This is a genomic window from Rhodovulum marinum (genome assembly GCF_004343075.1).
GTDB classification, from domain to species: domain Bacteria; phylum Pseudomonadota; class Alphaproteobacteria; order Rhodobacterales; family Rhodobacteraceae; genus Rhodovulum; species Rhodovulum marinum.
In genome coordinates this window covers 11,899-30,207 of record NZ_SLXP01000018.1, presented here as the reverse complement: position 1 = coordinate 30,207, position 18,309 = coordinate 11,899, and the positions used below count along the sequence as shown (strand labels likewise).

19 protein-coding genes are annotated in these 18,309 nt (G+C 67.2%); 12 read left to right on the top strand and 7 right to left on the bottom strand.

Features of this window, described 5'->3' with window-relative positions; all coding sequences use genetic code 11:
• Positions 1-26: 26 nt before the first annotated feature.
• From EV662_RS18005 to EV662_RS17990, 4 genes are all read left to right on the top strand, one after another.
• On the top strand, positions 27-470 hold the full coding sequence (locus tag EV662_RS18005) for an ion channel (protein ID WP_132465823.1): 444 nt from the start codon (positions 27-29) through the stop codon (positions 468-470).
• A 190-nt stretch (positions 471-660) separates the two neighbouring features.
• The gene (locus EV662_RS18000) at positions 661-1,869 is read left to right on the top strand and encodes an ABC transporter substrate-binding protein (RefSeq protein ID WP_132465820.1); all 1,209 of its coding nucleotides are present in this window, start codon (positions 661-663) and stop codon (positions 1,867-1,869) included.
• A gap of 4 nt (positions 1,870-1,873) precedes the next feature.
• Complete coding sequence (locus EV662_RS17995) at positions 1,874-3,559, top strand: ABC transporter permease (RefSeq protein ID WP_132465817.1); 1,686 nt, start codon at positions 1,874-1,876, stop codon at positions 3,557-3,559.
• Positions 3,560-4,192: an ATP-binding cassette domain-containing protein gene (locus EV662_RS17990; RefSeq protein ID WP_132465814.1), complete on the top strand. Its 633-nt coding sequence runs from the start codon at positions 3,560-3,562 to the stop codon at positions 4,190-4,192.
• A 298-nt stretch (positions 4,193-4,490) separates the two neighbouring features.
• Here the strand turns inward: EV662_RS17990 and EV662_RS17985 are convergent, their stop codons facing one another.
• Genes EV662_RS17985 through ectA form a run of 4 tightly spaced genes read right to left on the bottom strand, consistent with a single transcriptional unit; the run spans position 4,491 to position 8,250 of the window.
• The gene (locus EV662_RS17985) at positions 4,491-5,924 is read right to left on the bottom strand and encodes an aspartate kinase (RefSeq protein WP_132465811.1); all 1,434 of its coding nucleotides are present in this window, start codon (positions 5,922-5,924) and stop codon (positions 4,491-4,493) included.
• Positions 5,925-5,976: 52 nt separating this feature from the next.
• On the bottom strand, positions 5,977-6,372 hold the full coding sequence (locus EV662_RS17980; RefSeq protein WP_132465808.1) for an ectoine synthase: 396 nt from the start codon (positions 6,370-6,372) through the stop codon (positions 5,977-5,979).
• A 4-nt stretch (positions 6,373-6,376) separates the two neighbouring features.
• Entirely contained in the window at positions 6,377-7,663 is a 1,287-nt protein-coding gene (gene ectB, locus EV662_RS17975) for a diaminobutyrate--2-oxoglutarate transaminase (RefSeq protein WP_132465805.1), read from the bottom strand.
• Positions 7,664-7,710: 47 nt separating this feature from the next.
• Positions 7,711-8,250: a diaminobutyrate acetyltransferase gene (ectA, locus tag EV662_RS17970; protein ID WP_425057047.1), complete on the bottom strand. Its 540-nt coding sequence runs from the start codon at positions 8,248-8,250 to the stop codon at positions 7,711-7,713.
• Positions 8,251-8,500: 250 nt separating this feature from the next.
• Here ectA and EV662_RS17965 point away from each other — a divergent pair, with 250 nt between their 5' ends.
• The 6 genes from EV662_RS17965 to EV662_RS19965 all read left to right on the top strand — a co-directional run bounded on the left by EV662_RS17965 (position 8,501) and on the right by EV662_RS19965 (position 12,897).
• Complete coding sequence (locus EV662_RS17965; RefSeq protein ID WP_132465802.1) at positions 8,501-8,986, top strand: MarR family winged helix-turn-helix transcriptional regulator; 486 nt, start codon at positions 8,501-8,503, stop codon at positions 8,984-8,986.
• 152 nt (positions 8,987-9,138) lie between these two features.
• On the top strand, positions 9,139-9,771 hold the full coding sequence (locus tag EV662_RS17960; RefSeq protein ID WP_132465799.1) for an ATP-dependent Clp protease proteolytic subunit: 633 nt from the start codon (positions 9,139-9,141) through the stop codon (positions 9,769-9,771).
• 147 nt (positions 9,772-9,918) lie between these two features.
• Entirely contained in the window at positions 9,919-11,184 is a 1,266-nt protein-coding gene (gene clpX / locus EV662_RS17955; protein ID WP_132465796.1) for an ATP-dependent Clp protease ATP-binding subunit ClpX, read from the top strand.
• 315 nt (positions 11,185-11,499) lie between these two features.
• A complete protein-coding gene (locus tag EV662_RS17950) occupies positions 11,500-11,883 on the top strand; it encodes an NADH:ubiquinone oxidoreductase subunit NDUFA12 (protein WP_132465793.1) in 384 nt (127 codons plus the stop codon).
• Between the two features lie 4 nt (positions 11,884-11,887).
• Entirely contained in the window at positions 11,888-12,349 is a 462-nt protein-coding gene (gene mlaD / locus EV662_RS17945) for an outer membrane lipid asymmetry maintenance protein MlaD (protein ID WP_132465790.1), read from the top strand.
• On the top strand, positions 12,346-12,897 hold the full coding sequence (locus tag EV662_RS19965; protein ID WP_243695896.1) for a DUF2155 domain-containing protein: 552 nt from the start codon (positions 12,346-12,348) through the stop codon (positions 12,895-12,897). The genes mlaD and EV662_RS19965 overlap by 4 nt, the downstream gene beginning before the upstream one ends.
• Here the strand turns inward: EV662_RS19965 and aat are convergent.
• Genes aat through accB form a run of 3 tightly spaced genes read right to left on the bottom strand, consistent with a single transcriptional unit; the run spans position 12,861 to position 15,388 of the window.
• Positions 12,861-13,505, bottom strand: coding sequence for a leucyl/phenylalanyl-tRNA--protein transferase (gene aat, locus EV662_RS17935; RefSeq protein ID WP_132465787.1), 645 nt, complete (start codon positions 13,503-13,505; stop codon positions 12,861-12,863). The genes EV662_RS19965 and aat overlap by 37 nt on opposite strands.
• Positions 13,506-13,542: 37 nt before the next feature.
• Entirely contained in the window at positions 13,543-14,892 is a 1,350-nt protein-coding gene (accC, locus tag EV662_RS17930; protein WP_132465784.1) for an acetyl-CoA carboxylase biotin carboxylase subunit, read from the bottom strand.
• A 10-nt stretch (positions 14,893-14,902) separates the two neighbouring features.
• Positions 14,903-15,388, bottom strand: coding sequence for an acetyl-CoA carboxylase biotin carboxyl carrier protein (accB, locus tag EV662_RS17925; protein WP_132465781.1), 486 nt, complete (start codon positions 15,386-15,388; stop codon positions 14,903-14,905).
• Between the two features lie 270 nt (positions 15,389-15,658).
• Between accB and EV662_RS17920 the strand changes: the two genes are divergently transcribed.
• Positions 15,659-16,999 carry an NAD(P)-dependent oxidoreductase gene (locus EV662_RS17920; RefSeq protein ID WP_132465778.1) on the top strand — a complete coding sequence of 447 codons (1,341 nt, stop codon included), beginning with the start codon at positions 15,659-15,661 and terminating at the stop codon, positions 16,997-16,999.
• A 3-nt stretch (positions 17,000-17,002) separates the two neighbouring features.
• Complete coding sequence (preA, locus tag EV662_RS17915; protein WP_132465775.1) at positions 17,003-18,307, top strand: NAD-dependent dihydropyrimidine dehydrogenase subunit PreA; 1,305 nt, start codon at positions 17,003-17,005, stop codon at positions 18,305-18,307.
• Positions 18,308-18,309: the final 2 nt, after the last annotated feature.

Here is an 18,309-nt window from a genome sequence, read left to right as displayed (position 1 = left end):
CCGCGCCACGGGCCATAGCTTGCACCATGCTGATCCAGATCGCGCTGGGAACCGCGCTTATCCTCGTGACCATCGTGATCGCCGCCTTCGGCTTCTGGTTGGCGGAGACGGCGATCACCCGTGCCAACCCCTGGCTGGTGCGCCGGCCGCACCCGCCCAAGCTGGTGGCCGTGCTGGTGGGGGCGGTGCTTATGGTTCTGGGGGTGCTGACCGCCTCGGTCTGGCTGTGGGCCTTGGCTTTCGTGGGGCTGGGCGTCTTCGATACCCTGGAGCCGGCGGCCTATTTCTCGCTGGTGGCGTTCACGACGCTGGGCTTCGGCGACATCCTGTTGCCGGTGGACTGGCGTATCCTGGGCGGTATGGCCGCGGCCAACGGCCTTTTGAACATCGGGCTCTATACCGCGCTGATGGTCGAGGCGTTGCGCCGGGTGCGCTCCGAGCAGGTGCGCGGCGTCGTCGACGAGCGCTGAGCGGCGAGGGGGGCTCCCGCCCCCGGCCTGCGCGTGGCGTTGCCCCGCTTGTCCGGCGTTGGGCATGGCGCGGCCTGACGGCCGCGGGGCTGCCGCCGGACGGTGTTCACGGGCTTTTTTGCAATCGGGTCTTTCGTTTCGCGGGCATGCCTTGGCATAAGTCGGAAAGGCCAATGAGGAGAGCTGCCGGATGCGCCTGACCTTCCCCCTTGCCATTGCCGCGGTTTCGCTGGCCGCGCCCGTTCTGGCCGATCCCGACCCGGCTGACTGGCCCGCCGTACTGCAAGAGGCGCGCGGGCAGACCGTCTATTGGAACGCATGGGGCGGCGCGACGGCCACGAACGACTTCATCCGCTGGGCGGGGCAGGAGGCGGCCAACCGATACGGCGTGCAGGTCGAGCACGTGAAGCTGTCCGATACCGCCGACGCGGTCAGCCGGGTGCTGGCCGAAAAGACCGCCGGCCGGGACGAGGGCGGCGCCATCGACCTGATCTGGATCAACGGCGCGAATTTCGCGGCGATGAAGGCGGCGGGGCTGTTGTTCGGCCCCTGGGCCGAGGACCTGCCGAACTGGGCTTTCGTCGATGTTGAGGGCAAGCCCGCCGTGACCGCCGATTTCACCGTGCCGACCGAGGGCCTCGAGGCACCCTGGGCGATGGCACAGGTGGTGTTCTACCACGACACCGCGCGTCTGCCCGACCCGCCCCGGACGATGCCGGCTCTGCTGGACTGGGCCGCGGCGAACCCGGGCCGGTTCACATATCCGCAGCCGCCGGATTTCCTGGGGACCACCTTCCTGAAACAGGCGCTCTACGGGATGGTCCAGGATCCGTCGGTTTTGCAGCAACCCGCCGAAACGGTCGACTACGCGGCTGTCACCGCCCCGCTCTGGGAGTTTCTCGATGACCTGACGCCGCATTTGTGGCGGCAGGGGCGGGCCTATCCGCAGACCGGCCCGCGGCAGTTGCAACTGATGGCCGATGGCGAGATCGACCTTGCGATTTCGTTCAGCCCGGGCGAGGCGTCCACCGCCATCGCGAACGGACAGCTGCCCGACACGGTCCGGACCTACGTGCTGGACGGCGGCACCATCGGCAATGCAAGTTTCGTGGCGATCCCGTACAACGCCAGCGCCAAGGCGGGGGCCATGGTTCTGGCGAACTTCCTGCTCTCGCCCGAGGCGCAGGCGCGTGCCCAGGACCCGGCCGTGCTGGGCTATGGCACGGTGCTCGCGATGGAGAAGCTGAGCCCCGAGGACCGCGCACGGTTCGAGGCGCTGGACCTCGGCATCGCCACGCTGTCACCCGAGGCCCTGGGGCCGGTCCTGCCCGAGCCGCACCCGTCCTGGATGACCCGGATCGAGGCGGACTGGCTGACCCGGTTCGGCGTGGCCGAATAGTGCCATGCGCCCGCTGCGCGCCGCGCCGCTTCTGACGCTGCTGGTCCTGCTGGGCCCGGTCGCGGCGGGCCTGATCGGTACGGTCGTGCCGGCGCTTGGGGTGCTGCCCGCCCTCGGAGGTACGCGCCCGAGCCTGGAACCGCTGGCGGCGCTGGTCGCCTGGCCGGGGCTTCCCGGGGCGGTCGGGCTGTCGGTGACGACGGGGCTGGCCGCGACGATGACCTCGCTGGCCGTGGTGATCCTGTTCGTCGCCGGGTGGCAGGGGACGCGGGCGATGGCGGCATTGGAGCGCGCGTTGTCACCGCTGTTGTCGGTGCCGCATGCGGCGGCAGCCTTCGGCCTCGCCTTTCTGATCGCGCCCTCGGGTTGGATCGCGAGGGCGTTGTCGCCCTGGGCGACGGGATGGGACCGGCCGCCCGATCTGTTGGTCGTGCAGGATCCCTGCGGTCTTGCCATGGTGGCCGGGCTGGTTGCCAAGGAAGTGCCGTTCCTGTTGTTGATGACGCTGGCCGCGCTGCCCCAGGCCCAACCGGCGCAGCGGCTGACCATCGCGCGCAGCCTTGGCTATGGGCGGGTGACAGGCTGGCTCAAGGCGGTGTTTCCGGCGGTTTATGCGCAGATCCGGCTGCCGGTTTATGCGGTCCTGGCCTATTCGATGTCGGTTGTGGATGTGGCGATCATCCTGGGCCCCAACACGCCGCCCCCGCTGGCCGTTCAGGTGGTGCGCTGGATGGCGGACCCCGACCTGACGCTGCGGTTCCTCGCGGCGGCGGCGGCTGTTGTGCAACTGTCCCTTGTGGTTGGCGCGCTGGGCCTGTGGCGACTGGGCGAGATCGCGGTCGGGCGGCTGGGGCAGGCCTGGGCCGAAGGGGGCGCGCGGTGGCATGGGGACGGTGCCCTGCGCGGCGTCGGGCTGGGGGTGGCGGCGTTGTCCACCTTGGCGGTGACCGGCGGGCTTGCGGGGTTGGCGATGTGGTCGGTGGCGGGGTTCTGGGGCTTTCCGGATGCGCTGCCGGATGGCGTCAGCCTGGCAAGCTGGGCGCGGCACGGTCCGGGGCTGGTCGCGCCAGCCCGCGACACTGTCCTTGTCGCGGCCGCGGCGACGGGGCTGGCGTTGGTGCTGGTGCTGGCCTGCCTGGAGGCGGAACACCGGTTCGGCCTGAGCCCGGGGGCGCGAAGCCTGTGGTTGTTGTACCTGCCGCTGATCGTGCCGCAGGTGGCGTTCCTGCCGGGACTGCAGACATTTGCGTTGATGGCAGGGGCCGATATGGGGAGAGGTGCCGTGATCCTGGGGCATCTCGTTTTCGTCCTGCCCTACGTGTTCCTGTCGCTGGCGGCCCCCTGGCGGGCCTGGGATGTGCGCCATGCAACGGTTGCCGCAGCGCTGGGGGCGGGGCCGGGCAGGGTGTTTTGGGCGGTGCGCCTGCCGATGTTGCTGGGGCCGGTGCTGACCGCGGCGGCGGTGGGAGGCGCGGTGTCGGTGGGCCAATACCTTCCGACGCTCTTGATCGGGGGCGGACGGGTGCAGACGCTGACGACCGAGGCGGTTGCGCTGGCCTCGGGCGGAGACCGGCGCGCCATCGGGGTGACGGCGCTGGCGCAGACCGGCGTGGTGGTGCTGGGTTTTGCGCTTGCTCTGGCCGTGCCGCGGATCGCCAGGGCGAACCGGCGCGGGCTGAGGGCGGGCTAGATGGAGGGGTTGCACCTGGAGGCGCTGACGATCGCGCGGGGGGGCGTGCCGCTGCTGGCGCTGGATGCGGCTGTCGCGCCGGGCGAGGTTCTGAGCGTGATGGGGCCGTCGGGGGTGGGTAAGTCGACCTTGCTGGCCGCGATCATGGGCACTCTGGCGTCGGGCTTCTCGATGACCGGGCGGGTCTGGCTGGACGGGCGCGACATCACCGATCTTGCGCCCGAGGCGCGGCGGGTGGGGATATTGTACCAGGAGGAGTTGTTGTTTCCGCATCTGAGTGTGGGGGGCAACCTGGCGTTCGGATTGCCGCGGCTTCCCGGCGGTCGGGCCGCGCGCCGGGCCCGTGTCGCCGCCGCCCTGGCAGAGATCGGGCTGGAAGGCTTTGCCGGGCGCGATCCGGCGACGCTTTCGGGGGGGCAGAAGGCACGGGTGGCGCTGATGCGGATGCTCTTGGCCGAGCCGCGCGCGCTGTTGCTGGATGAGCCGTTCTCGCGGCTCGATGCACAGCTGCGCGCGCAGGTGCGCGAGATGGTATTCGCCCGGGCCAAGGCGCGGGCCTTGCCGGTTCTCCTGGTCACCCATGACATGGCCGATGCCGAGGCCGCGGGCGGCCGGGTGGTGGACCTGGGGTGAGGGGGGGCTCCCGCCCCCGGCCGGCGCGGGGCTGGCGCCCCGCTTGTCCGGGGTTGGGCGCGGCGCGCCCGGCTGCGCCGGGCGCGCGCCGCCGGCGGGAGTATTTCGGCCAAGAAAAAGGGTCATCCGCCCCGCAAATGCGTGGGCGGGAACAAGGGGCGGGGCTTTGGGGCCACATCTTTCCCTGCCGCCCGCGGATCGCGGCCGGCGGGGCGGTTTCCGTGTCGCGCAGGTTCGGCGGCACGCTGCTCGGTGGCCTTTCACCAAGGCGCGGGCATGACTGCGCCCCGCGTGCGCCTCAGGCGGCGAGACGCGGGGCGGATTTGCGCTGTTCGACGAGCACCCGGTGCAGCGCGCGGATCGCGTCGTCCATCCGTTCGCGGGGCACCACGAACTGGGCATCCACGTCGCGGGTGGTCTGCTGGACGGCGACGAGTTCGATTTCGGCCGCCTCAAGCGCGGCGAGCCCGCGCGACAGTACCTTGAGGCCCGAAAGGTCGCGCCCGATGGCGGCGACCACGGCGAGGTTGCGCGCCTTGAGCGTCGCGGTGGGAAAGCGCTCCTCGAGGTCGCGTTCGACCCGGCGTACCGTTTTCAGCGGCGCGTCGAGGTAATGCGTGATCGTGTTGGCGTTCGAGGTCTTGGCGACGATCCACGCCTTGTGACGGGCCAGCACCTCGAGGATGGCGCTGTCATAGCCTTTCACCCCCACCATGTCCTGTTCGAACAGTTCCAGCGCGTAGACCCCCAGCCCCGTGACCATCTCGACCCGCGGATCGCGCGCCTCGGCCTCGTCGATAAGGGTGCCCGGATCGTGCGGCTCGAAGGCGTTGGTGACGCGCAGGGGGATGCCCGCCTGGCGCAGCATCTTGGCGGCCTTGGGATGAACCGCCTCCATGCCCATGTTCGACAGCTGGTCGGCCACGTCGTAATTCGTGCGGCCCATCTTTACCACGTTCGCTTCGCCGACGATCTTGGGATCGGCCGAGGACAGGTGGAACTCCTTGTGGATGATCGCCTCGGCGGCGCCGGTCAGGGCGGCGATCTTGGAGAAGGTCACCTCGGAATAGCCCCGGTCGAATTCGCGCATCAGCCCCTCGGTGCATTGCGCATAGCCGGTCACGATGGGCATTTCGCGGGTCAGGTCCACGTCGCGCAGCCCGTCGACGATACGTTCTTCCAGCGTATGCTCGCCCTCGTCGCGCCAACCGGACAGGTCGACGAAGCGCGCATCCACGCCGCGCCGGCGCAACAGCGTCGCCGTGACGAAGGCGGAATGCGCCTCGCCCAGGCCCGACAGCAGTTCGCGGATCACCGCCATGTGTTGGCTCAGGCGGAAATGCCCGTAGGAACAGAGCCGCTGCAGGTCGATCAGGCAGGAGCGCGCACCCTCTATACGCTCGCGCACGAAATCGTCCGCGGCGGCAAGGTCGGCGGGGTGGTCCAGAACCTGTGCGTGGGCGCCGCGCATGGCCTCGGCCACCCGGTTCAGCCCGTCTGACCAGCCCTGATCGTTGTCGGCGTTCGAGAACATCGCGTAGACGCCCGATTCGCCCGTCTTCTTGTGTTCCAGCAGCAGGTTGGTGATGCCGCCGAAGGCGGAGACGACGAAGACGCGGTTATAAAGCGCGGCGCCCTCGCGGTCGCCGATGAAAAGCGTGTCGCATAATTCGTGGACACGGCTCATGGAGGTTCCGCCGATCTTCTCGACGGTGTGGGTCTGGTGGGTCACTGTCCTGTCGCCGCCCGGGTTGGCCCCGGGGGCGTCCCTGGGTTTGGGGGTATCAGTCGGCAAGCGCGTCCGCGGGGGCGTAGGAGCCGTCCTCGCGGTGGACTTCCTTGCCGGTCACGGGCGGGTTGAAGCAGCAGGCCATCACCAGGTCCTCGTCGGCGCGCAGCGTGTGCTTGTCGTGCTGATCGAGCGCGTACATCACGCCGGGCCGGATCTCGAAGGTCTCGCCGCTGGTCAGGTCGGTGATCGAGCCGCGCCCCGAGATGCAGTAGACGCTTTCGAAATGGTGCTTGTAGTGGAACGTGTGTTCCGAACCCGCGTAAAGCGTGGTGATGTGGAACGAAAAGCCCATCCCGTCATCGGCCAGCAGCATGCGCACGCTTGTCCACTGCGCGTCCGAAACCGCGCGGTTGGTGTCCTTGAGCTTGTGAAAGTCGCGTACAATCATTGGCTTACTCCGCCGCCATGCCGAAAGGGACCAGGGTCTCCACGGCCTGTTCCAGAATATCCAGACCCTCGCGGAACTGCTCCATCGGGATGGTCAGCGGCGCCAGCACCTTGACCACTTCGTCATGCGCGCCCGAGGTTTCGATGATCAGCCCGCGGCGGAAGCACTCGGCGCAGATCTGCCCGGCCAGTTCGCCATTGCCGACATCGACACCCCGCATCATGCCGCGCCCCTTGATCCGTGCGCCTTCGATGCGGGCGGCGATGTTGTGCAGCCGTTCCTCAAGGACCTGGGATTTCAACGCGATCTGGTTGCGCAGCGTGTCGTCGGCCCAGAACTTTTCCAGCGCGACCTTGGCGGTCACAAAGGCGTGGGTGTTGCCGCGGAAGGTGCCGTTATGTTCGGCCGGCTTCCAGATGTCGTGTTCCGGGCGCACCAGCACGCAGGCGAAGGGCAGGCCGAAGCCCGAAAGCGATTTCGCCAGCGTGACCATGTCGGGCTCGACGCCCATGTGGTCGAAGCTGAAGAAGCTGCCGGTGCGGCCCATGCCTGCCTGGATGTCGTCGACGATCAGCAACGCGCCCTGTTCGCGGGCGATCCGGGCGATGCCCTGCACCCATTCGCACGAGGCGGCGTTCAGCCCGCCTTCACCCTGCACCAGTTCCACGACGAAGGCCGCGGGCGATTCGATCCCCGACGAGGGGTTCGACAGCATCGTCTCGATCAGGTCCAGCGTGTCGACCTCTTCGCCCAGGCTGTTTTCATAGGGCAGGTGGGTCACGTCGGGCAGCGACACGCCACCGCCCGCACGTTTCCCGGCATTCCCGGTAAGTGCCAGCGCGCCCAGCGTCATGCCGTGAAAGCCGTTGGTAAAGGCGATCACGTTGCGGCGCCCGGTGACCTTGCGCGCCAGCTTGATCGCGGCCTCGACCGCGTTGGTGCCGGTGGGGCCGGTCATCATCACCCGGTGATCCATGCCGCGCGGGCGCAGGATGTGATGTTCGAAAGCGTCGAGAAAGGCGGCCTTTTCCTCGGTATGCATGTCAAGCGCGTGCGCGATGCCGTCGCGCTGAAGATGATCCAAAAGCGCGGCCTTCATGTCCGGGTCGTTATGGCCGTAGTTCAGCGAGGAACACCCGGCGAGGAAATCGATATAGGCGTTGCCATCGGCATCGGTCAGCGTCGCGCCCTCGGCGCGCGCAAAGCTGACGGGAAAGCTGCGGCAGTACGAGCGCACCTGAGATTCGCGGCGCGTATAGATGTTGGTTTCGGCTGTGGGAACAGTCGACATTTGGGATCCTTTTGATCTCGGATTGGAAGCGGACGAGGGGTGGTGGATCAGGCGGCCAGCGGCAGCGCCTCGACCAGCCGGATCGTCACCATGTGCTCGGTTGCGTGGCGGCCCTCGAAATGATTTTCGCGGGTGAAGTGAGGTTCGTCATCCAGCCGCGCGCCCAGACGGCGGGCAAAGCCGCGGAACAGACCCCACGAGGCGCCGTTGTCCGGCGTGATGGTGGTCTGCAGCCGCGTCACCCCCGCGCAGGCATCGCGTTCCAGAAGTTCGAAAAGCATCTTGCGACCCAGCCCGCGACCACGGGCCTTGTCCGATACGGCGACTTGCCAGACGAACAACGTTTCGGGGTCGGCGGGCAGCCGGTAGGCGGAAATCCAGCCCACGACCTGACCCTCGATCTCGGCCAGGATGCAGGTATCGCGGAAATGGTCGCACTGGATCAGGTTGCAGTACAGCGAGTTCTCGTCGAGCGGTTTGCACGCGCGGATCAACGACCACACTACCGCGCCGTCCGCATCGGTCGGCATGCGAAAGGTGATCGGCGCATCCTTGGCAAGCGGTTTCTCGTCGATGGTCTCGGCCATGGTCTGCTGTCCTCCGTTCTGACGGCGAGAGATATATGCTTAGCCTATAGAAATTTCAATAGGCTAAGTTTTTACATCAGGGTGATGGAAAAGAGCCTATAAAGAAGGCATTAAACTGCTTCTTTGGCTGTTTGATACAAAAAGTTCATGAAGCGAATCGTGGCAAAATACCCTTCGACAAGCAAATTTTCGCCTCTTGCATGGCCCGGGGAATGGTGGGAACGCTTTGGCGACGGGTGACGGAGGGGTCGTGAAACGTTCGGATATCAGTCTGATCGCGCTGCGCCGCATCCTGCGCGCGACCGAGCTTTACGGCCGTGAACTGGCCAAGGCGGCGGGGCTGACCGCGGTCCAGATCCGTGTTCTGCAGATCGTCGCCGAAACGGGGACCAGCACGCCCAAGGCGATCTCGGCGCGGATGGGGGTGTCGCAGCCGACGATGACGACCCTGATCGACCGCCTGGTCGCCAAGGGCCTGGTCGAGCGCCGCCGCTCGGAAACCGACCGGCGGCAGATGAACATCTTCATCACGCCCGCCGGGCGCGACGCGATCGACCGGGCGCCCGACCCGCTGCACGACCGCTATGTCGAGGCGTTCGACGCGCTTCCCGACTGGGAGCAGGCGATGCTTGTCGCCGCGCTGGAACGGGTTGCGGCGCTGCTGGATGCAGGCCACCTGGACGTGGCCCCGGTGCTGGACCTGGGCGATATCCGCAAGAACCCGTCGGCCGGCTAGGCGCCTGCCCGAATTCGCGGCGCGCTCGCCTGCCGGTTAACCGACAGGAGCGCATTTTCGCGCTATCCCTTGCAGCGGTTAGGACGCGGAACTAAGACTCCCCTGAGACCGGGGCCGTCCGGCCCCGACCCCCATCCTTGAGGCAGGCGCACATGACCGACATGATCGAGCATTACATGAACAACCTCGTGCCCATGGTGGTCGAGCAGACCTCGCGCGGCGAGCGGGCCTACGACATCTTCTCGCGCCTCCTGAAGGAACGGATCATCTTCATCACCGGCCCGATCCATGACGGGATGTCCTCGTTGATCGTGGCGCAGTTGCTGCATCTCGAGGCCGAGAACCCGACCAAGGACATCTCGATGTACATCAACAGCCCCGGCGGCGTGGTGACCTCGGGTCTCTCGATCTACGACACGATGCAGTACATCAAGCCGAAGGTGTCCACGCTGGTGGTAGGGCAGGCGGCCTCGATGGGGTCGCTGCTGCTGGCCGCGGGGGCCGAGGGCATGCGCTTCTCGCTGCCGAACTCGCGCATCATGGTGCACCAGCCCTCGGGCGGCTACCAGGGCCAGGCCACCGATATCATGATCCACGCCCAGGAAACGCAAAAGCTGAAAGACCGGCTGAACCAGATCTACGTGAAACACACCGGCCAGGATCTGCAAACGGTTGTCGATGCGCTGGAGCGGGACAATTTCATGGATGCCGAGGCGGCCAAGGCCTGGGGCCTGATCGACGAGATCGTCGAAAGCCGGTCGGCGGCCGAAGGCGCCAAGGCCTGACGCAGGGGCCGGGCGCGACCCGCCCGGAATTTGGCGTTGTGCCTCACCATAGACTGCCCTACCCTGTCATGAGGCGCGGGGCAAAGACGGCCGCATTCCGGGCAAAGGGTCCGGACGGGCAGGACAGGACGACCGCAGGGGACCGAAATGGCGACGAACTCAGGCAGCGACTCGAAGAACACGCTCTATTGCTCGTTCTGCGGCAAAAGCCAGCACGAGGTCCGCAAGTTGATCGCGGGCCCCACGGTGTTCATCTGCGATGAGTGTGTCGAACTCTGCATGGACATCATCCGCGAGGAAACGAAATCCTCGGGGCTGAAATCCTCCGACGGCGTGCCCACGCCCAAGGATATCTGCGAGGTGCTGGACGATTACGTGATCGGACAACAGCATGCCAAGCGGGTGCTCTCGGTCGCGGTCCACAACCATTACAAGCGGCTCAATCACGGCTCGAAGGCCGGCGACATCGAACTGGCCAAGTCGAACATCCTGCTGATCGGCCCGACCGGCTGCGGCAAGACCCTGCTCGCGCAGACGCTGGCGCGCATCCTCGACGTGCCCTTCACCATGGCCGATGCGACCACCCTGACCGAGGCTGGCTATGTTGGTGAGGATGTCGAGAACATCATCCTCAAGCTGTTGCAGGCCAGTGAGTATAACGTCGAACGCGCGCAACGCGGCATCGTCTATATCGACGAGGTCGACAAGATCACGCGCAAGTCCGACAACCCCTCGATCACCCGCGACGTCTCGGGCGAGGGCGTGCAGCAGGCGCTTCTCAAGATCATGGAAGGCACCGTGGCCTCCGTGCCGCCGCAGGGCGGGCGCAAGCATCCCCAGCAGGAATTCCTGCAGGTGGATACCACGAACATCCTGTTCATCTGTGGCGGCGCCTTCGCGGGGCTGGAAAAGATCATCGCACAGCGCGGCAAGGGGTCGGCCATCGGCTTCGGCGCCGATGTGAAGGCAAACGACACCCGCGGCGTGGGCGAGATGTTCCGCGAACTGGAACCCGAGGATCTGCTGAAATTCGGCCTGATCCCGGAATTCGTCGGCCGCCTGCCGGTGATCGCGACGCTGCAGGACCTCGACGAGGATGCGCTGGTCACGATCCTGACCGAACCCAAGAACGCCCTGGTCAAGCAATATCAGCGCCTGTTCGAACTTGAGGACGTCAAGCTGACCTTCACCGACGACGCGCTCAAGGCCATTGCCAAGCGCGCCATCGCGCGCAAGACCGGTGCCCGTGGCCTGCGCTCGATCATGGAAGATATCCTTCTGGATACCATGTTCGACCTGCCCGGTATGGATGCGGTGCAAGAGGTCGTGGTCAACGAAGAAGCCGTGACCGCCGAATCCGCGCCCCTGATGATCTATGCCGACCAGAAGAAGGAAGGCGCGACCGCAGGCTAGGTCGGCTTTTGGCGCGGCGGCATTATCCGGTGTGCCTCCCCTGACGACCACGCTGTCGGGGCAATGTAGGGCTGGCCGCCGGGTCAGGGCGCGCTGACTGATACCGTCTCAAGCCCTAGGTTTGCGCCCGTTCCGTCTTTTTCTTGGGCCAAGTACTCCGGGGGTCTGGGGGCAGAGCCCCCAGCCGGTCGCCTTGGCGAAGCCAAGGCGAAACCATCCCGCGTGCCGCGTCTGGCCTGCGCGGGGGGGCGGCAGGGCACTGGACCTCGGCCCCCGGTTGCGGCATATGTCGAACACAGTCATGCGGAGGGGCCCATGGGCGTGATCGACACCCTGCTGAAATACGTCACCTGGTGGAACGGCGAAACCGTTGGCACCCGCCTGTTCACCGCCCGCCACGGCCAGAAGGTGGGCGAGGATGCGCAGGGCAACGTGTTCTATCAGTCGAAGGATGGCGTTCGCCGCTGGGTGATCTACAACGGCGAGGTCGAGGCCAGCCGGGTTTCCCCCGACTGGCATGGCTGGTTGCACCACACCTTCGCCGAACCGCCCACCGAAACCCCTTTGCCCCGGAAGGCCTGGGAAAAACCGCATCAGGAAAACCTGACCGGGACGCCGCTGGCCTATGCGCCGCCGGGCTCGATCCGTCGCCCCGATCCCGCGCCGCGCCGGGACTACGAGGCCTGGCAACCGGAATAGCCCGATGGCCGAGAACACGACGACCGAAGTAATCACCGGCGGCGCGGTTCTGGCGCTGGCGCTGGGGTTCCTGCTCTACGCGACGAATGCCACCGGCGTCGGCAGCACCGCGGGCAGCTACGAGCTGACCGCCAGTTTCCGCTCGGTCGAGGGGGTGACGGTCGGCACCGATGTGCGCCTTGCGGGCGTCAAGGTCGGTACGGTCACCTCGCTGGAACTCAACCCCCAGACTTTCCGCGCCGATGCCCGTTTCTCGATGCAAGAGGGGATCGAACTGCCTGATGACAGTGCGGTTCTGGTCTCCTCCGAGGGCCTCCTGGGCGGCACTTTCGTCGAGATCCTTCCCGGTGGGTCGCCCTTCAACCTGTCGCCCGGCGACGAGGTGCTGGACACCCAGGGGGCGGTCAGCCTGATTTCGCTCTTGATGAAATTCGTGACCGGCTCGGGCGACGAGGCGGCGGAATGAAAACGGGCCGTCTTGCCGTGGCGCTGGCGCTGCTGGCCGCGCCCCTTGCCGCCCAGCAACAACCCGACTGGGATCCGAACAGCTGGACCGCCGAGGGATGGTCGGTCGCCCCGCTCGAGGACATGCCTTCGGGCGAAAGCATGCTGAACGACCAGCTGCGCGGCGAGCCGCTGCCCGAGATCGAGCGCGAGGACCCGCTGGTCATGCGCCCGGTCGACCCCGAGCCCGTGGCCGACCCGGTGATCCGTACCGATACCGCGCAGGCCGGCGCGATGCTGCGGGGGCTGGACAAGGTGTCGGGGGCGACCGTCGATCTTCAGCTCGCGCCCGGCGAAACTGCACGGTTCGGGCGGCTGCAGGTGACGCTGCGCGAGTGCCGCTTCCCCCAGGACAACCCTGCGTCGGACGCCTTCGCGCTGATCGAGATCGCCGACGAGAGCGGTTCCGCGCAGCTGTTCCAGGGGTGGATGCTGGCCTCCAGCCCGGCGCTGAACCCGCTGGATCACGCCCGCTATGACGTCTGGGTTCTGCGCTGCAGAAGCGCCTGACCGCTTGCGGGCGTCTCTGGCGCGGTGAAATCCGCTTTCAGTTCCAGCGCCTTGCCCAGCCGGGCCATGTAGTCCTGCTTGCCGATCTCGATCGCGCCCAGTCGGCGCAGGTGCGGCGTGATGAATTGCGTGTCGAACAGCCGGAAGCCCCCCGCGCGCAGCCGGTCCACCAGGTACGCCAGCGCGACCTTTGACGCGTCGGTGCGGCGCGAGAACATGCTTTCCCCGAAGAACGCGCCACCCAGTGTTACGCCATAGACCCCGCCGACCAGTGCGCCGCCCTCCCAGACCTCCAGCGAATGGGCGTGGCCCATGGCGTGCAGGTCCTGGTACAGCGCAAAGATCGTCGCATTGATCCAGGTTTCGTCGCGGGCGGCGCATCCCGCCACCACGCCCGCGAAGTCGGTATCCACGCGGATCTGGAACGGGTCGCGCCGGATCGTCCGGGCCAGACTTTTCGAGATGTGGAAGCCGTTCAGCGGGAAGATGCCCCGACGCCGCGGCTGGACCCAGAAGATTTCCGGGTCATCCCGCGACTCCGCCATCGGGAACACGCCCGAGGCATAGGCGCCGAGCAGCATCTGGGGCGTCAGTCTGTCGGCCGCCATCCCCGTGCTCCCGGCGGGCCGGTGCGCGCGGCGCTGGTCACAGTTCCGGACCGGCCTCCAGCCAGCGCTCCAGCCAGTGGATGTTGTAGTCGCCGCGCTGGATGTCGGGTTCCAGCAGCAGCGCGCGGAACAGCGGCGCGGTGGTGTCGATGCCATCCACGATCAACTCGCCAAGCGCCCGGTCCAGCCGCGCCAGCGCCTCGCCCCGGTCGCGGCCATGGACGATCAGCTTGCCGATCAGGCTGTCGTAATAGGGCGGGATCGAATAGCCGTCATACAGCGCCGAATCCATCCGGACACCCAGTCCGCCGGGCGCGTGATAGGCAGTGATCTTGCCGGGGCAGGGCGAAAACGTGGGCAGCCTCTCGGCGTTGATCCGCACCTCGATCGCGTGGCCGTTCAGTTGCAGATCGTCCTGGTCGAAGGACAGCGGCCGCCCCTCGGCCACCCGGATCTGTTCGCGCACCAGGTCCACGCCGAAGATCGCCTCGGTCACCGGGTGTTCGACCTGAAGCCGGGTGTTCATCTCGATGAAGTAGAACTCGCCATCCTCGTAGAGGAACTCGATCGTGCCCGCGCCGGAATAGTTGATCCGTGCCACGGCATCGGCGCAGGTCTTGCCGATGCGCGCGCGGGTCTCGGCGTCGATCACCGGGCCGGGCGCCTCTTCCAGAACCTTCTGGTGGCGACGTTGCAGCGAACAGTCGCGTTCGCCCAGGTGCACCGCACGGCCCTGGCCGTCGCCGAAAACCTGGATCTCGATGTGCCGCGGCTTGGTGAGGTATTTCTCGATATAGACCTCGTCATTGCCGAAGGCGGCCTTGGCCTCGGACCGCGCGGTCTGGAAGGCGCGCTCCAGGTCCTCGGGCGTCTTGGCCAGCTTCATGCCGCGCCCGCCGCCGCCCGCGGTGGCCTTGATGATGACCGGGTAGCCGATGTCCTGGGCCAGCTTGCGCGCGGTTTCCAGGTCGGGCACGCCGCCCTCGGACCCGGGCACGCAAGGCACGCCCAGCGCCTTCATCGTTTCCTTGGCGGTGATCTTGTCGCCCATCATGCGGATATGTTCCGCCGACGGCCCGATGAAGGTCAGGCCGTGATCCTCGACGATCTGCACGAAGCGGGCGTTTTCCGACAGGAAGCCATAGCCCGGGTGGATCGCCTGCGCGCCCGTGATCTCGCAGGCCGAGATGATCGACGGGATCGACAGGTAACTGTCGGTGCCCGGCGGCGGGCCGATACAGACGCTTTCATCGGCCATCCGGACATGCATCGCGTCGGCATCCGCGGTGGAGTGGACGGCGACGGAATGAATGCCCATCTCGCGGCAGGCGCGGATCACGCGGAGCGCGATTTCGCCGCGGTTCGCGATCAGGATCTTGTCGAACATGGCCCGCGCCTTACTCGATGATCATCAGGGGGGCGCCGAACTCGACCGGTGCGCCGTCCTCGACGAGGATGCGTTTCACGGTGCCGGCGCGCGGGGCGGGGATGTGGTTCATCGTCTTCATCGCCTCGACGATCAACAGCGTCTGGCCCTCGGTCACGCTGTCGCCCACCTTGACGAAGGCGTCCGAACCCGGTTCGGGCTGCAGGTAGACGGTGCCCACCATCGGCGAGGTCACCGCGCCGGGATGCAGCGCCGGGTCGTCCGCGGGCGCCGTGTCGGCTACGGGCGCCGGTGCTGCGGCGGCCGGTGCGGGCATGGCATAGGCCGCCGGTGCCGCGGCAACCGGGGCGGGGCCCGAGCGCGAGACGCGGACGTCCAGCGAGTCGTCCTCGCCGTATTCGCGCTTGACCTGCAACTCGGTCAGGTCGTGTTCGCGCAGCAATTCCGCAAGCGCCTGGATAAAGGCGACGTCTGCCTCGTGGGAAGTCTTGGTCATGCCCTGTCCTCGATCGGTCCCGGATCGGCCCGCCAGGGCCGTCCGCTTCGTGAAGTGCGCCGCTTATACGCGAGGGAAAACCCCATGGAAAGCGGGTGCGGCGGTTTTTGCCGGTGCGGGCCGGCCGGCCGGTCTGCCCAATCCTTCGGCAGTCCGTGCACGGTCGGTGCCGAATATGCCGTCCCCGCGCCGCCCCGGAAATTTACCGTTTGATAAAATCCGGGCCTGTGGCAGGCTTCTCCGAAAGGGATGGCAACAGGGAGGGCCGCAATGGCCAATACGCCGCTTACCCCCGGGGTCGTGTCCGGGCGTCTCGGGTCCGAGGCCTATCGCGACAATTTCGCCGACAAGGCACCGCCCCTGACGGCACATGAGGCGGCCATCGCCGCGGATCGCTGCTATTTCTGCCACGAGGCGCCCTGCGTGACGGCGTGCCCCACGACGATCGACATCCCGCTGTTCATCCGCGAGATCGCGACCGGCGCGCCGCGGGCCGCCGCGCGCACGATCTTCGACCAGAACATCCTGGGCGGCATGTGCGCCCGGGTCTGCCCGACCGAACAGCTGTGCGAAGAGGCCTGCGTGCGCGAGGTGGCCGAGGGCAAGCCGGTCGAGATCGGGCGGCTGCAACGTTATGCCACGGACACGCTGATGGGCGAGGGCGGGCACCCCTACACGCGTGCCGCGCCGACCGGCAAGCGGATCGCCGTCGTGGGGGCGGGCCCCGCGGGGCTGGCCTGCGCGCACCGGCTGGCGATGAAGGGCCACGAGGTCGCCCTGTTCGACGCGCGCCCCAAGGCCGGCGGGCTGAACGAATACGGCATCGCCGCCTACAAGACGGTGGACGGTTACGCCCAGGCCGAGGTGGACTGGCTGATGGGGATCGGTGGGATCACCGCCCACAACGGCAAGGCGCTGGGCCGTGACATCTCGCTGGACGGTCTGAAGGGCGAATACGACGCGGTGTTCCTGGCCATCGGGCTGGGCGGTGTGAATGCCCTGCGCGCCGAGGGAGAAGAGAAATCCCACGTGCAGGACGCGGTCGATTTCATCGCCGAGCTGCGCCAGGCCGAGGACCTGTCCACCATTGCCGTGGGCCGGAACGTCGTGGTGATTGGCGGCGGCATGACGGCGGTCGATGCCGCGGTGCAGTCGAAACTGCTGGGCGCCGAGAACGTGACCATCGTCTACCGCCGCGGCCGCGATGCGATGAGCGCCTCCGAGGAGGAACAGCACCTGGCCAGTTCCAAGGGCGTGCGTATCGTGACCGGCGCGGCGCCCTTGCGCATTCTGGGCGAAGGGGCGGTCGAGGCGGTCGAGTTCGCCTATACCCGCGAAACCGAGGCCGGGCTGGAACTGACCGACGAGACGTTCAAGATCAGGGCCGACCAGGTATTCAAGGCCATCGGCCAGCAACTGGAAGGGGCGCCCGAGGGCCTGGAACTCTCTGGCCGCAAGATCGCCGTCACCGGGCCGGGCCGCACCAGCCTGCCCGGGATCTGGGCGGGCGGCGACTGCGCGGCGGGTGGCGACGACCTGACCGTGACGGCGGTGGCCGAGGGCCGCGACGCCGCCGAGGATATCCATGCAACGCTGATGGGGGAGGGCTGAACCATGGCCGATCTCAGGAATGATTTCGTGGGCATCAAGTCCCCCAACCCGTTCTGGTTGGCCTCGGCGCCGCCGACCGACAAGGAATACAACGTCCGCCGCGCCTTCGAGGCGGGCTGGGGTGGCGTCGTCTGGAAAACCCTGGGCGAGGACGGCGCGCCGGTGGTGAACGTCAACGGCCCGCGTTACGGCGTGGTCTACGGTGCAGACCGCCGCGTTCTGGGGTTGAACAACATCGAGTTGATCACCGACCGTCCGCTCGAGGTGAACCTGCGCGAGATCAAGGCGGTGAAACGCGACTATCCCGACCGCGCGCTGGTGGTCAGCCTTATGGTGCCCTGCACCGAAGAGGCGTGGAAGGCGATCCTGGCCCGGGTCGAGGAGACCGGCGCCGACGGGGTGGAACTCAACTTCGGTTGCCCCCACGGGATGAGCGAACGCGGCATGGGCTCGGCCGTGGGGCAGGTCCCCGAATACATCGAGATGGTCACCCGCTGGTGCAAGGCGAACACCCGCATGCCGGTGATCGTCAAGCTGACCCCCAACATCACCGATATCCGCCTGGCATCGCGCGCCGCGCACAAGGGCGGCGCGGACGCGGTTTCCCTCATCAACACGGTGAATTCGATCACCGCGGTCGACCTGGACCTGATGTGCCCGGAACCCACGATCGACGGCAAGGGCACCCATGGCGGCTATTGCGGCCCGGCGGTGAAACCCATCGCGCTGAACATGGTTGCGGAAATCGCCCGCGATCCGCAAACCCGCGGCCTGCCGATTTCCGGCATCGGCGGCGTGACGACGTGGAAGGACGCGGCCGAGTTCATGGCGCTGGGCGCGGGCAACGTGCAGGTCTGCACCGCGGTGATGACCTACGGATTCCGCATCGTGCAGGAAATGATCTCGGGCCTCGGTGACTGGATGGACCGCAAGGGTTTCTCAACCCTGTCCGACTTTACCGGGATGGCGGTGCCGAACGTAACGGACTGGCAATATCTGAACCTTAATTACGTGACCAAGGCGCAGATCGACCAGGCGGCCTGCATCAAGTGCGGCCGCTGTTACGCGGCCTGCGAGGATACCAGCCACCAGGCGATCGAGATGACGCCGGATCGGCAATTCGTGGTGAAGGACGAGGAATGCGTGGCCTGCAACCTGTGCGTCGATGTCTGCCCGGTCGAGGGCTGCATCACCATGCGCCGCCTCGCCCCGGGCGAGGTCGACCCGCGCACGGGCAAGCCAGTCCCCGCGGAATACGGGAACTGGACGACGCATCCCAACAACCCCGGCAGCTGCGCGGCCGAATAGGG

Excerpts from the sequence above, each read along its gene's own strand:
- EV662_RS18005 (WP_132465823.1), top strand. The coding sequence starts at position 27 with ATGCTGATCCAGATCGCGCTGGGAACCGCGCTTATCCTCGTGACCATC.
- EV662_RS18000 (WP_132465820.1), top strand. The coding sequence starts at position 661 with ATGCGCCTGACCTTCCCCCTTGCCATTGCCGCGGTTTCGCTGGCCGCG.
- EV662_RS17995 (WP_132465817.1), top strand. The coding sequence starts at position 1,874 with ATGCGCCCGCTGCGCGCCGCGCCGCTTCTGACGCTGCTGGTCCTGCTG.
- EV662_RS17990 (WP_132465814.1), top strand. The coding sequence starts at position 3,560 with ATGGAGGGGTTGCACCTGGAGGCGCTGACGATCGCGCGGGGGGGCGTG.
- EV662_RS17980 (WP_132465808.1), bottom strand. The coding sequence starts at position 6,372 with ATGATTGTACGCGACTTTCACAAGCTCAAGGACACCAACCGCGCGGTT.
- ectB (WP_132465805.1), bottom strand. The coding sequence starts at position 7,663 with ATGTCGACTGTTCCCACAGCCGAAACCAACATCTATACGCGCCGCGAA.
- ectA (WP_425057047.1), bottom strand. The coding sequence starts at position 8,250 with ATGGCCGAGACCATCGACGAGAAACCGCTTGCCAAGGATGCGCCGATC.
- EV662_RS17960 (WP_132465799.1), top strand. The coding sequence starts at position 9,139 with ATGACCGACATGATCGAGCATTACATGAACAACCTCGTGCCCATGGTG.
- clpX (WP_132465796.1), top strand. The coding sequence starts at position 9,919 with ATGGCGACGAACTCAGGCAGCGACTCGAAGAACACGCTCTATTGCTCG.
- EV662_RS17950 (WP_132465793.1), top strand. The coding sequence starts at position 11,500 with ATGGGCGTGATCGACACCCTGCTGAAATACGTCACCTGGTGGAACGGC.
- mlaD (WP_132465790.1), top strand. The coding sequence starts at position 11,888 with ATGGCCGAGAACACGACGACCGAAGTAATCACCGGCGGCGCGGTTCTG.
- EV662_RS19965 (WP_243695896.1), top strand. The coding sequence starts at position 12,346 with ATGAAAACGGGCCGTCTTGCCGTGGCGCTGGCGCTGCTGGCCGCGCCC.
- aat (WP_132465787.1), bottom strand. The coding sequence starts at position 13,505 with ATGGCGGCCGACAGACTGACGCCCCAGATGCTGCTCGGCGCCTATGCC.
- accC (WP_132465784.1), bottom strand. The coding sequence starts at position 14,892 with ATGTTCGACAAGATCCTGATCGCGAACCGCGGCGAAATCGCGCTCCGC.
- accB (WP_132465781.1), bottom strand. The coding sequence starts at position 15,388 with ATGACCAAGACTTCCCACGAGGCAGACGTCGCCTTTATCCAGGCGCTT.
- EV662_RS17920 (WP_132465778.1), top strand. The coding sequence starts at position 15,659 with ATGGCCAATACGCCGCTTACCCCCGGGGTCGTGTCCGGGCGTCTCGGG.
- preA (WP_132465775.1), top strand. The coding sequence starts at position 17,003 with ATGGCCGATCTCAGGAATGATTTCGTGGGCATCAAGTCCCCCAACCCG.